The sequence below is a fragment of the Pandoraea captiosa genome (assembly GCF_902459775.1).
Classification (GTDB): Bacteria; Pseudomonadota; Gammaproteobacteria; order Burkholderiales; family Burkholderiaceae; genus Pandoraea; species Pandoraea captiosa.
Genome location: NZ_CABPSQ010000007.1, coordinates 49,606 through 62,037, shown reverse-complemented (window position 1 = coordinate 62,037; position 12,432 = coordinate 49,606). Strand labels below are relative to the sequence as shown.

The window sequence follows — 12,432 nt, the reverse complement described above, 5'->3', positions numbered from 1 at the left end:
GGTTCATCCGTCCAAAACGAAACGGGCCACCCAAGGTGGCCCGTCGTCACTGCACCTGCCGATATCAGAGCAGGCTGAACAGCGAAAGCTTCTGCGTCTGGATGAAGGTTTGCTGCGAGGCTTGCAGCGACGCCTGTTGCTGCGCGAACTGGCTCGTGGCCGAAATGATGTCCACGTCCAGCAGGTCCTGCAACTGAGACGAATACGCGAGATCGTTGGCGCTGCCGATGTCCCCGAGCGTCGTCAGTTCGTTCAGGCGCGAGCCGACGGTCGTGCGCACGGTGGTCACGTTGTCGTAAGTGTTGCCGAACATCTGGTTGAACGTGGTGAGCGCATTGCTCAGATTCGCCGTGCCCGACGGTCCCTGCAAGCCCACCGGCGTCTTGAGCGTATTGATCAGCGCTTGCAGGTTGTCGAACACGTTCGTATTCGAATTGCCTGCGGGGGCGACCGTGTAGGCGTCGCCCGTGGCTGGTGTGCCCGTAAACGTCACCGACTTGCCCGCGAACGTAATCGGCTGACCCGACGTGTACACGCCCGTGACGTCGGGCACCGTGGTGTCGGTCAGATCCTTGATCGTGTAGTTCGTGGTCGGCGGCGTGGTCGTGTTGTCGATCGCGAAGCCGATCGAGAACTGGTGATTCGCCCCCGGGTTGGTCACGTCCGTCGTCGAGACCGGCGTGAACGTGGCCGTGCCGGTGTTCGACAGGCTGCCGCTGATCACCGTGCTTGCCGTGGCAGGCTGGATCGCCTGGAAAATGTTCGAGCCGATGTCGTTGATCGCGATCTGACGGCCGGCGGAGACCTGCACGTAGCGAATGCCGGTGTCGCCCGCGTAGCTGGCGCCGGTCGGCGTGGAGACGTACGCGGCCGAGTTGCCCATGAACCCCGAGAACAGGTACTGGCCGTTCGCATCCGTCGTGTTGGCCAGCGAGAGCAGTTGCTGGTAGCTCGATTGCAGATCGGTCGCAATGGCCGAGCGGTCGTTGTCGTTGAGCGAGGCGCTGCCCGCTGCCACCACCTGCGACATGACGTGTTGCAGCGTATTGATGATGCTGCCGAAGGTCTGGTCTTCGAGCTGGAGCGCCGTCGTGGCCGCACCGCGGTTCGTGGCGTACTGCCCGTTCATGTCCTTGGCCTGCGAAATGGCCACGGCCTGGGCCGACGCGAGCGGATCGTCGCTCGGCGTGGTCACGCGCTTGCCCGACGATAGCTGCGCTTGTGTGTTGAGCAGATCGGCGACGTTACGGCTCATGGCCGACGACCCCTGATCGAAAATCATGCTGGTGCTGATGCGCATCGTGTCGTCTCCTCAGCCTTAGTTGACCATCTGCAAGATCGTGTCGAACAACTGCGACGCGGTCTGGATGACCTTCGAGTTGGCCTGATAGAGCTGTTGGAACTTGATCAGGTTGGCGGCCTCTTCGTCGAGGCTCACGCCGGAATTGGACTGCTGGGCGGTCTGCGCCTGCTTGAGCAACGTTTGCTGCGCGGCGCTCGTCGCCTTGTAGGTGTTCGTGGTCGAGCCGACGTACGAGACCAGATTCGCGTAAGCGGAGGCGTACGAATCCTTGCCGCCGACCTTGGTCTTGTCGTTTTGCAGGGCCGAGAGCGCCAGACCGTTGCGGTTATCCGTGGTGGCGCCGGCGCTGTTCGGCGCGATCGTCAGCTTGTCGCCGTCGGCGGGCGTGCCGCTGATGTTGACCGTCATGCCGCCCAGCGTAATCTTTGCGCCGCTCGTGGCATCGTAAGGCACCGTGTCGCCCGCGGCATACGTGGTGGTCGTGCCGTTGACCGTCACCGTCATCGGCGACGGTGCGACCAGGGTGATGGCCCCGGTCGTGGGATCCTTGCTGAACGTGAAGCTGACCGGCGAGGTCAGCACGTTGGTCAGGTAGTTCGCGTCGACCGACCCCTGGTCCGTCTTGAGCGAGCCGGTGTTGGTCGACGGTGTGGAGGCCAGGATCGGGGCGGCCAGCGCAATCTTGCCCGGATCGGTGATCGCCACGCCGATGTTGCCCGCCGCGTTGCGCGTGGGTTCGATCGTAAAGCTGTCGCCCGCGACGTTGGTGCCGACCGTGACGTTGAAACCGTCATCGAATGCAGCACCGGTACTGTCCGTGAACGCGAGCGGCGCGCCGGCGGTGGCAGGCACCGGGGCAGTCCACTTCGCACCGTCCGACGAGCGGGTCATGGTGTAGGTGGTGCCGTCGAACGTCACGTTGTAGTCGCTGGCCGTGACCTTCGAGGCGTCGGTGATCGTCGAATTGAGCACCGCACCGTTGGAGTTCTTCGTATTGGCGACGATGGTCGGCTGCGGAACGGTGAAAATGTTGCCGCCGAGCTGGCCGTACAGGTCCAGGCCCAGTTTGTTCTGCGCGTTGAAGGTGCCCGCGAGCGACAGGCCGATCTGGCCCAGCGCGTTCTGCGCCTGCGTGAGTGCACCGCTGCGGAACGACAGCAGGCCGGCGAGCGAGCCGCCGGTGATCGACGATTCCGGCACCGGCACCTTGGTGCCATTGGGCGTCACATAGGCGATGGTCAGTTCCGAGGGGTCGTTGGTCGACGCCACGGTCGTGAGCTGATACGCCGAGTTGCCCGTCACGAGCGACTGGCCGTTGCCGACGAAAACGCTGTACGAGCCGTCCGACGCCTTGACCACGTTCGTCTGAATGATGGCGTTGAGCTGCGAGACGGCGAGGTCGCGCTGGTCGAGCAGGTCGTTCGGGGTCGCACCGCCGCCATTGGCCTGCGCCTGCACGATGGCGTCGTTCAGTTCCGCAATCTGCTTGGCGTAGACGTTGATCTGGTCGGTCGACTGCGAAATGCTGGCGTTCGTGCTGCTGCGCAGCGTGGACAGCGTGCCCGAGAGCGACTGAAACATGCTCGCGAGCGTTTGCGCCGAGGACACGACCGTGGCGCGCGTGGCCGAGTTGGCCGGGGCCGAGACGATATTCTGCAAGTTCGTGAAGAACTGGCTCATCGTGGCCGACAGGCCGGTCGTGGAGCTGCCCAGCGCGTTATTGATCTGCGAGATCTGCTGGTAGTACGTATCGAGCTGGCTGAACTGGGTCTGCGCCTGATTCGTCTGGTTCGACAGGAACTGGCTGTACACGCGCGAGACGTCGTTGACCAGCACGCCCGTGCCCAGATAGCCTACACCGGCGTACTGGCTGGCGGCCTGGGCGTAATCGACGATCTGACGGTTGTAACCGGCCGTGCCCGAGTTGGCGACGTTATTGCCGGTGGTGCTGAGGGCGAACTGGGCGGCGTTCAGCCCGCTCATGCCAATATTGATTAGGCTCATGATCTCGCGGCTTATGTTGGAGGCGCGCCCCGCGGCGAAAACCCGCTCGCGCACCGTTACCGATGTGTTTACGGCAGTCCGGCGACAAAATTGAGGCCGTCGCTGCGCTTGTTTTCGTCCCGCACCCCGCCGTCGCGCCCAGGGCACCGCCCTGGCAACCCAATCGCGGCGAGCCTTCCCCCGTCAGGTGAAGTGCTTCATGACCTTCATGAGCTTGCTGGCGTACTGCGGGTCCGTCGCGTAGCCTGCGCGTTGCAGATTGTTGGCAAAGCTGGCGGCGTCGTTGGCGCTGGCCACGACCGACGAATAGCGCGGGTTGTTCGAAATCAGTTTGGCGTAGTCGGCGAATGCCTCGTCATACGAGCCGTAGGCGCGGAACTTCGCCATCACCTTGCGCGGCTGACCGTTGACGTACTCGGTGGTCGCCACTTCCACGGTCGGGCCATTCCAGTTCTTGCCCGCCTTGATACCGAAGACGTTGTGGCTGGTGCTGCCATCCGCGCGACGGATCTCGCGCTTGCCCCAGCCCGATTCCAGCGCCGCCTGACTCAGCATGAAGCGCGCCGGAATGCCGCTGTTCGCGCTGGCGCTCTGCGCCGCGCTGGCCATGCGCTCGACGAATTCGCCGGCTGCCGCCGGCGCCCCGTCCGCCACACCGATGCCGTCCGCCGCGTTGTACGCACGACCGGCGAGCGGCTGCTGGCGTCCCATGGCCGCCGGCGGCAAGGTCGTCCCGGTTTTGGCGAGTTGCTTGAGCATCAGGTCCGCCAGACCAATGCCCTTGTTCGAGGCCATTTGCTGGGCTAGCTGGTCGTCGAGCATGCCGTTGAACATCTTTTCCTGATCGCTGCCGAGCAGGCCGCCGGACATCGTGGCCTCGCGCATGCTCTTGAGCATCATCTGCGTGAAGACGGCCTCGAACTGCTTGGCCGCCTGCTGCGTGGCCTGCGGCGTTTGCTGGTGGGCGGCCGCGCGCAGGGCCGTGAGCCCTTGCGTGTCGTAGGCAGCGCGTTGCGTCAGATCGGGCAGGTGGTTGCCCGCCGCACCGGTCAGGCGGTTGCCGTCGGCCATATCAGATGATCTCCAGATCGGCGCGCAAGGCGCCCGAGGCCTTCATGGCCTGCAGAATCGACATCAGGTCCGCCGGACTCGCACCCAGCGAGTTCAGCGCCTTGACGACGTCGGCGAGGTTGGCGCCCGCTTTGACCATCTTGAGCGCGTTGTTCTCCTGTTGAACGGAGATCTGCGAATTCGGCGCCACGACCGTCTGACCGCCCGAGAACGGCGCCGGCTGGCTGACATTGTTCTGCGTATCGATGACGACCGACAGGTTGCCGTGCGCCACGGCGCACTGCTGGATCGTCACGTTCTGGTTCATCACCACGGAACCCGTGCGGGCGTTGATGATGACGCGTGCGGCCGTGTTGTCCGGGCGCACTTCCAGACTTTCGAGCTGCGCGAGAAACTGCACGCGCGAAGCCGGATCGGTCGGCGTGCGCAGCAGGATCACACGGCCATCGAGCGCCTGTGCCGTGCCGAAGCCGAAGCGGCGATTCACCGCGTCGACCACGCGCTGTGCGGTCGAGAAGTCAGTGGCGTTCAGTTCCATCTGCACGGTGCCCGGCTGACCGCCCATGGCCGTCGGCACCGCGCGCTCGACGATCGCCCCGCTCGGAATCCGGCCCGACGCCAGCTGGTTGATGGTCACGCTCGAGCCGTTGGCCGAAGCCCCTGCGCCACCGATCAGCAGGTTGCCCTGCGCCAGCGCGTAAACCTGTCCGTCCGGCCCCTTGAGCGGCGTCATCAGCAGCGTGCCGCCGCGCAGGCTCTTGGCGTTACCCATCGACGACACCACGACGTCGATGGCCTGACCGGGGCGTGTGAACGCCGGCAACGTGGCCGTCACCATCACGGCGGCTACGTTCTTCAACTGCATGTTGGTGCCGGGTGCGACGGTGATACCCAGTTGAGAGAGCATGTTGGTCATGCTCTGCACGGTAAACGGCGTCTGCGTCGTCTGGTCGCCCGAATTGTCGAGACCGGCAACAAGGCCGTAGCCGATCAGCTGGTTGTCGCGCACCCCCTGAATCGACGCCAGTTCCTTGAGGCGCTCGGCGTGCGCCACGCCGGGCGCCAGCAGCACGGCAGCGCCTGCCACGCTCGTCGCGATGGCCACGGCAAACGTGGAGACCGCGCGGCCGATGTGCTGGCGGAGGAGGCTGGAGTCAGGCGCGCGGCGCGACGGGGACGGCATGATCGACATCAGAATGGCGAAACGTTAAGGAAGAAGCGCTGCAGCCAGCCCATGGTTTCGGCCTCGTTGATATAGCCTTTGCCACGGTATTCGATGCGCGCATCGGCCACCTGCGTCGAGGGCACGGTATTCGCGCCCGAAATCGTCTGCGGGCTGACGATGCCCGAAAACTTGATGTACTCCGTGCCCTGGTTGATGGCGATCTGCTTTTCGCCGGCGACCGCGAGGTTGCCGTTCGAGAGCACTTCCATCACGGTCACGGTGATCTGACCGGAGAACACGTTGTTGGCGTTGGCCGCGCCCTTGGCGTCGAACTTGTTCGCGCCGCTCGCGTCGAGCGCCTGATTATTGAGCACACCGCCGATCACACCCGGCGTCTGGTTCAGCGTCAGATTGCCGCTGCCCGAGCGCGTGGTATTGGCCGCCGAGTTCTTGCTCGCCGCCGTGTTTTCGTTGATGACGATCGTGAGAATGTCACCCACGTTGCGCGGACGGCGGTCCTCGAACAGCGGGCGGTTCGAGTACAGCGGACGGTAAATCGAGCCTTCCGGGTCGGCCGCCACGGGCGGGGGCGGCGGACGCGTGGTTGTCGGCCCGTTCACGACCGGTTCCTGCGGCACGTACGCGCAGCCCGCGAGACCGGTCAGCGCAGCGACGGCCACGAGCGCCAGAAACTGCGCGAGGCCTGCGCTGCGGTGCGTTTCGGTCTTGCGTGCGGACATATCGACGTTCATTCCCAAGTGCGTATTACTGGAGGCATTCGCGGCCAACCGCGCCTTACATCTGCGTCAGACGTTGCAGCATCTGGTCGGATGCCGTCACGGCCTTCGAGTTGATTTCGTAGGCGCGCTGCGCGGAAATCATGTTCACGAGCTCTTCGACCACGTTCACGTTCGACGTTTCGACGTAGTTCTGATTGAGCACGCCCGCGCCGTTGGTGCCCGGCTGCGCAACGTTCGGCGCGCCCGAGGCGGCCGTCTCGGCGTACAGGTTCTCGCCCATGCTTTGCAGGCCGGCGTTGTTGATGAACGTGGCGAGCTGGAACGTGCCGATCTGCACGTTGGCCGTATTGCCCGGCTGCGTGACCGACACCGTGCCGTCGCGCGCGATGGTCAGCGACAGCGCGTTGGCCGGAATCGTAATCGCCGGCTGGATCGGGTAACCCGAGGCCGTCACGAGCTGGCCGTTGTTATCCACCTGGAACGAACCGTCGCGGGTGTAGGCCGTCGTGCCGTCCGGCATGAGCACCTGGAAGAAGCCGTCGCCGTTGATGGCCACGTCCTTGGCGTTGGCGGTCGACGTCAGGTTGCCCTGCGTGAAGATGCGCTCGGTAGCGGCGGGACGCACACCCGTGCCCAGCTGCAGGCCCGAGGGCAGCAGCGTTTGCTGCGACGACTGCGCGCCCGGCTGGCGCAGCGTCTGATACAGCAGATCCTCGAACACCGCGCGGCCCTTCTTGAAGCCGTTCGTGCTGGTGTTGGCCAGGTTATTCGAAATCACGTCCATGTTCGTCTGCTGGGCGTTCATGCCGGTGGCAGCGATGTAGAGCGAACGGATCATTGGATGTTTCTCCCCGTATTCGGTGGCGGTGCGTGCTCGCTTTCGGGAGCGCCGCAGCCGGTGCCCGTTAGCTGAAGTTCAGCAACTGGTTGGCGGTTTGTTCGTTGGTGTCTGCGGTTTGCAGCATCTTCATCTGCATCTCGAAGGCACGCGACTGCGAAATCATGTTCACGAGACCGCTCACCGGGTTGACGTTGCTCGTCTCGATGGAGCCGGCCACGACCACGACATTCGGATCGACCTGCGCGGGGGCATTGTTGGCCTGACGGAACAGACCGTCGTCGCCACGCACCAGATTGCCTTCGGGCGGATTGACCAGCTTCAACTGCCCCATCACCGCGATGGAGTTGGGCGGATCGCCCTGCCCCAGCGCCGAGATCGTGCCGTCGGTGCCGACCGTCACCGCAGCCCCCGGCGGCACGGCGGCCGGACCGGCGTCGGTCATGACGGGCAGACCATGCAGCGTGATCTGGCCGTCGGCCGTCATTTCGAGATTGCCGCCACGGGTGTAGGCTTCGCGGCCCTGCGCGTCGCGCACCGCCAGCCAGCCTTGTCCCTGAATGGCCACATCGAGCGCTCGGCCGGTTTGCTGCATCGCGCCGGGCGTGAAGTCCGTGCCCGGCGTCGAGGTGGCGACGAACGTACGCGTGCCGGTCGTGCCGTCGGCGGCGCGCACCGGCGCCTGGCGGAACGCCGAGAGCTGGGCCCGAAAGCCCGGCGTGGAGACGTTCGCCAGATTGTTGGCGGTGGTCGACTGCTGCTCCATCGCCTGCTTCGCGCCGGTCATGGCCACATAGATCAGGCGATCCATCGACGACCCTCCTGCAAGTTACGCATACGCGCCGCTCCCCGTGTGCTTACAGGTTGACCATCGTCTGCATCAACTGGTCTTCCGTCTTGATCGTCTGCGCGTTGGCCTGATAGTTGCGCTGCGCGGTGATCATGTGGACCAGTTCGGCGGTCAGGTCGACGTTCGACGCTTCGACGGCGCCCGCCTGGAGCTTGCCGAGGTTCGTGCCGCCCGGCACGCCGACGATCGGAATGCCGGACGCTGCCGATTCCGCCCACAGGTTGTTGCCCAGCGGGATCAGGCCGTTCACGTTGTTGAAGTTGGCGAGCGCGACCTGGCCCAGCACCATCGACTGCGTGTTCGAGTACGTGCCGACGATCGTGCCGTCGGCGTTGAAGGTGAAGCCGGTCAGGCGGCCCGACGAGTACCCGTCCTGCGTGAGCGTGTTCGGCGTGTAGCTGTTGCCGAACTGCGTCGTGCCGGTCAGGTTCAGGGTCAGGTTGCCCGAGGCCGCGCCGTTACCGTACGTGATCGTCGGCAGCGTGATCGGGCCGGTCACGGTGGCGCCGGTCGAGTCCGTTTGCGACACGAGGCTGCCCGACGAGTTGAACGTGAGCGTGCCGATCGGGCCGGTGCCGACCTGGGTCGTGCCGTCGACCGAGGCGTACACGGTCCAAGTGGCATTGTTGGTCGTGGTGTCGACGCTGGTCTTCGTGAAGTACAGGTTGACGTCGTGGGAATTGCCCAGCGAGTCGTAGACTTTCAGCGATGTGGCGTTGGTGTACGAGTTCGGATCGGTGATCGAGAACGGCGTGGTGTTGACTGCGCTGCGCGAGTCGAGATTGAACTGACCCGTGATCTTGCTGGTCGCCGTGGGCGCCAGATCGCCCGTCGGGATCTGCAGGTCGACCGGCGAGACGCTGTTGATGATGCCGTTCGGGCCCGCCAGATAACCGGTCAGGTGATCGCCGTTCGAGTTGACGATGTAGCCGTTCTTGTCGAGCGAGAACTGGCCGTTGCGCGAGTAAGCAATGGTGCCGTTGTTCGAGACGCGGAAGAAGCCGTTGCCCGAGATCGCCAGGTCGAGCTGGCGGTTCGTGACCGTGATGTCGCCCTGCGTGAACTGCTGGGCGACGGCGGCCACGCGCGTGCCGATACCGACGGTGTTGTTGCCTGCGCCGAACAGCGAGTTCGCGTAGATGTCGGCGAACTGCGCCTGACCCTGCTTGAAGCCGACGGTGGCCGCGTTGGCAACGTTGTTGCCGACGACGTCCAGGTCCTTGGAAGCGGCGTTCAGGCCGCTCAATCCGGTCGAAAAGGCCATGTGTTACTCCTGAAATTCGGTTGTCGACGACACCTGTCGCGACGAAAACGATTCAAAAACGAGAAAGAGCTTGCGTCGTGTCGGGTCAGAGAATTTCGCGCACGTCGGAGAGCTTGATGTTCGAGCCCGTACCGACGTTGAGCAGCGGCGAGCCGGTCGTGCTAGCGACCACGCTCTGCACCTGTGCGTACGAGAGCAGCGTCGGCGTGATGGCTTTGCCGTTGGCCGTTGCCGTCACGCTCAGCGTGTACTTGCCATCGGCCACGTCGACACCCGCGTCGTCCTTGGCGTCCCAGGTGAGGGCCTGCACGCCGGCATCCAGCGCACCCGCGTTGACAGTGCGAATCGTCTTGCCGGTGCTGTCCTTGATCTCGATCTTCACGGTGTCGGCATCGCTCGGCAGCTCGAAGCCGAACGGCGTGGCCGTCTTCGTGACGGTGCCGTCGTCGGCCTTGGTGCTGCCCACGCCGATGTTGGTGCCCGGAATCAACACGCCCTTGCCGACCAGCGCCGCCGCTTGCAGGCTTTGCGTCGAGTTCAGTTGCGAGGTGACGGACGAGAGTGTCGTATTCAACTGGGTGATGCCCGAGACCGTGCTGATCTGCGCGAGCTGCGAGGTCACCTGCGAGTTGTCCATCGGGTTGAGCGGATCCTGGTTGTTCATCTGGGCGACGAGCAACTTGAGGAAGCTGTTCTGCAGATCGTCTGCGCTGCCGGCGGACGACTTCGAACTGCTGCTGTTGGCAGTTCCGTTGATCGAGTCGAGAAAGTTCTGCGAGAAATTCGCAGCGTTCGACGTATTGATGCTGGCCATCTGTCTGGTCTCCGCGCGGCCCCTTACTGGCCGACCGTGAGGGTTTTGAGCATGAGCGTCTTGGCGGTGTTGAGCGCCTCGACGTTGGCTTGATACGAACGGGAGGCGGAGATCATGTTGACCATCTCTTCCACCGGATTGACGTTGGGCATGGTGACGTAACCCTGCGCGTTCGCCGCCGGGTTCTTGGGGTCATACACCGTCTTGAGCGGCGACGGGTCTTCCACCACGCCGGCGACCTTCACGCCGCCCACGTCGGTGCCCGTCACCGGGTTGACCTGAAACACGACCTGCTTGGCGCGGTACGGCTGACCATCCGGGCCGGTCACCGACTCGGCGTTGGCCAGGTTGCTCGCCGTCACGTTCATGCGCTGCGACTGGGCAGTCATGGCGGAGCCGGCGACGTCGAAAATGCTCATGAGTGGCATGGCGCTTACCCTTGATTCGTGATGGCTGTCAGCATCGTCTTGATCTGGCTGCTCAGGACCGTGAGGCCCGTCTGGTAATGCACGGCGTTATCGGCGAAGTTCACTCGCTCGGCGTCGAGTTCGACCGTGTTGCCGTCGACGCTTTGCTGATAAGGCACGCGGTAAAGCAGTTCCGGGCCGCCCATCGGCGGGGCCGTGGTCGCGGCACGCGCGGCGATGTGGCGCGAGGAGGTACGTGTGAGCGACACGCTCGACTCGCTGGCGATCTGCTGCTGCGCGCCGCGCTCGACGGCCTGATTCAGGGCATTGTTGAAATCGAGGTCGCGCGCCTTGTATCCCGGCGTGTCCGCGTTGGCGATGTTCGACGAGATCACTTCCTGGCGATAGGCGCGCATCGACAGCGCCTGCTGAGAAAATCGCAATGCCGCGTCCAGTTTGTCCATGATCTCGTCTCGCTGATGCTTGCCTTGATGCCAGGTACTTGGGTGATGCACAAGAAGCTGTGCCCCGTGCGGTCGCGCGCCGGGCCCGGCTCAGTCTCGTGGCGCGCTGATGCGCCTTGACTGACGGGCGTCGCGCTGTGCGCAGACGGGATGTCCTGCCGGGTCCGGAAAAAATAGGGACCTTTTGGCATGCTTTGCATCGTATGCGTACCCCCCTCGATTCAATCGGAGGAATAGGCAGGAGATTGACCGCCATTTCGGGCCATGCCCGGTCGCGGACATCTCTAGAATGGCTTCCTGACGGCATCGGGCGGGGTTCGCCCCCCAGGCAAAGGAACACTGCCCGGTGCCGTCGGCTTCACAGCTTGAAGTGGGTTGAGTGCCGGCTACCCCGTGGTTCCCCCGGGCGGCGGCCGCTAGGAGAGTGAGCATGGCAGGCAAATCCGACGACCGACTCGTCGACGCCCCGCGCACGCACGGCGTGCAGCGGCACGGCCTGCGCACGCGCCTTCGATCGGGGCTGCTCGCGGCCGCGTTCTCAACGCTCTCGACGTTCACGACCTTCGGCGTGGGCTTGGGCCTCGGTCTGGGCCTGACGCTCGTCTCGGCCGCTTCGGCTCACGCGGCCCCCCAGAATGCAGGGGTCGCCACCGATCCCGCCGCACAGAACCTCGGCAACACGCTTGGCCCCAGCGCCATTGTCATTCCCGGCAACAATGCCGCCGCCGGCGGTGTCGCGTCGAATGTGCCGAACATGGTGCGCCCGGTAGCGACGGTGAACGCATCAGTGCAACCGACCGTGCAGCCGTCTTCACAGCAAGCCGCCGTCCTGGTTCCGCAGAGCTCCGGCGCTCAGAATTCCCAGTACCAGAATCCCCAGATCATCCGCCAGACGGCCGAACGTTTCCTACGCGAGCAGACGACCGGCCTGCCCGGACAGGTCAACATTACCGTCGGCGAATCGGTCTCCGACCACATGCCGGCCTGCACGGCGCTCGAACCGTTCCTGCCCCCGGGGGCCCGCCTCTGGGGCTCGACGAGCGTCGGCGTGCGTTGTGCGGGCGAACGGCCGTGGACGCTGTATCTACAGGCACGCGTGAGCATCAACGCAACCTACTTCGTCGCCGCCCGCCAGATCAACCCGGGTGAGACGATCTCGGCGACCGATCTCTCGCCGCGCCAAGGCGATCTCACGCTGCTGCCGCGCACGGTGGCCACCGATGCCGGCCAGATCGTGGGCACGGTGGCGGTGAACCGCATTACGTCCGGCCTGCCGATCCGCTCCGACCTGCTGCGCAGCGCGATTGCCGTACAACAAGGACAAACCGTGCGGGTCGTCTCGCGCGGATCCGGATTTGAAGTGAGCACGGAAGGCCAGGTGCTCACACGCGCGAGCGCGGGTGATCCCGTGCAGGTGCGCACCCGCGCCGGACAAGTCGTCAGCGGCACGGTGAAGACAGGAAAAAATGGCAACGTCGAAGTCGAAGTTGCACTATGAGTGATTACTCACTA

At 64.6% G+C, this 12,432-nt stretch carries 12 protein-coding genes; 1 reads left to right on the top strand and 11 read right to left on the bottom strand.

Annotated elements, in window-relative coordinates:
• Positions 1-64 precede the first annotated feature (64 nt).
• From flgL to flgB, 11 genes are all read right to left on the bottom strand, one after another.
• Complete coding sequence (gene flgL, locus PCA31118_RS17785; protein WP_150626444.1) at positions 65-1,300, bottom strand: flagellar hook-associated protein FlgL; 1,236 nt, start codon at positions 1,298-1,300, stop codon at positions 65-67.
• Positions 1,301-1,318: 18 nt separating this feature from the next.
• The gene (flgK, locus tag PCA31118_RS17780) at positions 1,319-3,307 is read right to left on the bottom strand and encodes a flagellar hook-associated protein FlgK (protein ID WP_150626443.1); all 1,989 of its coding nucleotides are present in this window, start codon (positions 3,305-3,307) and stop codon (positions 1,319-1,321) included.
• A 183-nt stretch (positions 3,308-3,490) separates the two neighbouring features.
• Positions 3,491-4,378 carry a flagellar assembly peptidoglycan hydrolase FlgJ gene (gene flgJ, locus PCA31118_RS17775; RefSeq protein WP_150626442.1) on the bottom strand — a complete coding sequence of 296 codons (888 nt, stop codon included), beginning with the start codon at positions 4,376-4,378 and terminating at the stop codon, positions 3,491-3,493.
• Position 4,379: 1 nt separating this feature from the next.
• Complete coding sequence (locus tag PCA31118_RS17770) at positions 4,380-5,561, bottom strand: flagellar basal body P-ring protein FlgI (protein ID WP_425495375.1); 1,182 nt, start codon at positions 5,559-5,561, stop codon at positions 4,380-4,382.
• An 8-nt stretch (positions 5,562-5,569) separates the two neighbouring features.
• Positions 5,570-6,283 (bottom strand): flagellar basal body L-ring protein FlgH, encoded by a 714-nt coding sequence (locus tag PCA31118_RS17765; RefSeq protein WP_246190295.1) that lies wholly within the window; start codon positions 6,281-6,283, stop codon positions 5,570-5,572.
• Positions 6,284-6,338: 55 nt separating this feature from the next.
• A complete protein-coding gene (gene flgG / locus PCA31118_RS17760) occupies positions 6,339-7,121 on the bottom strand; it encodes a flagellar basal-body rod protein FlgG (RefSeq protein ID WP_150626439.1) in 783 nt (260 codons plus the stop codon).
• Positions 7,122-7,188: 67 nt separating this feature from the next.
• On the bottom strand, positions 7,189-7,932 hold the full coding sequence (locus PCA31118_RS17755; protein WP_150626438.1) for a flagellar basal body rod protein FlgF: 744 nt from the start codon (positions 7,930-7,932) through the stop codon (positions 7,189-7,191).
• A gap of 46 nt (positions 7,933-7,978) precedes the next feature.
• The gene (gene flgE, locus PCA31118_RS17750) at positions 7,979-9,235 is read right to left on the bottom strand and encodes a flagellar hook protein FlgE (RefSeq protein ID WP_150626437.1); all 1,257 of its coding nucleotides are present in this window, start codon (positions 9,233-9,235) and stop codon (positions 7,979-7,981) included.
• Between the two features lie 85 nt (positions 9,236-9,320).
• Complete coding sequence (gene flgD / locus PCA31118_RS17745) at positions 9,321-10,049, bottom strand: flagellar hook assembly protein FlgD (RefSeq protein WP_044457470.1); 729 nt, start codon at positions 10,047-10,049, stop codon at positions 9,321-9,323.
• Positions 10,050-10,072: 23 nt separating this feature from the next.
• On the bottom strand, positions 10,073-10,477 hold the full coding sequence (flgC, locus tag PCA31118_RS17740; protein WP_039394038.1) for a flagellar basal body rod protein FlgC: 405 nt from the start codon (positions 10,475-10,477) through the stop codon (positions 10,073-10,075).
• A 5-nt stretch (positions 10,478-10,482) separates the two neighbouring features.
• Entirely contained in the window at positions 10,483-10,923 is a 441-nt protein-coding gene (gene flgB / locus PCA31118_RS17735; RefSeq protein WP_150626577.1) for a flagellar basal body rod protein FlgB, read from the bottom strand.
• Between the two features lie 427 nt (positions 10,924-11,350).
• Between flgB and flgA the strand changes: the two genes are divergently transcribed.
• Positions 11,351-12,418, top strand: a complete 1,068-nt coding sequence (gene flgA, locus PCA31118_RS17730) for a flagellar basal body P-ring formation chaperone FlgA (RefSeq protein ID WP_150626436.1) — start codon at positions 11,351-11,353, stop codon at positions 12,416-12,418.
• Positions 12,419-12,432 lie beyond the last annotated feature (14 nt).

Coding starts and splice junctions, on each gene's coding strand:
- flgC (WP_039394038.1), bottom strand. CDS start 10,477: ATGCCACTCATGAGCATTTTCGACGTCGCCGGCTCCGCCATGACTGCC.
- flgE (WP_150626437.1), bottom strand. CDS start 9,235: ATGGCCTTTTCGACCGGATTGAGCGGCCTGAACGCCGCTTCCAAGGAC.
- PCA31118_RS17770 (WP_425495375.1), bottom strand. CDS start 5,561: ATGCCGTCCCCGTCGCGCCGCGCGCCTGACTCCAGCCTCCTCCGCCAG.
- flgD (WP_044457470.1), bottom strand. CDS start 10,049: ATGGCCAGCATCAATACGTCGAACGCTGCGAATTTCTCGCAGAACTTT.
- PCA31118_RS17765 (WP_246190295.1), bottom strand. CDS start 6,283: ATGTCCGCACGCAAGACCGAAACGCACCGCAGCGCAGGCCTCGCGCAG.
- flgA (WP_150626436.1), top strand. CDS start 11,351: ATGGCAGGCAAATCCGACGACCGACTCGTCGACGCCCCGCGCACGCAC.
- flgL (WP_150626444.1), bottom strand. CDS start 1,300: ATGCGCATCAGCACCAGCATGATTTTCGATCAGGGGTCGTCGGCCATG.
- flgG (WP_150626439.1), bottom strand. CDS start 7,121: ATGATCCGTTCGCTCTACATCGCTGCCACCGGCATGAACGCCCAGCAG.
- flgK (WP_150626443.1), bottom strand. CDS start 3,307: ATGAGCCTAATCAATATTGGCATGAGCGGGCTGAACGCCGCCCAGTTC.
- PCA31118_RS17755 (WP_150626438.1), bottom strand. CDS start 7,932: ATGGATCGCCTGATCTATGTGGCCATGACCGGCGCGAAGCAGGCGATG.
- flgJ (WP_150626442.1), bottom strand. CDS start 4,378: ATGGCCGACGGCAACCGCCTGACCGGTGCGGCGGGCAACCACCTGCCC.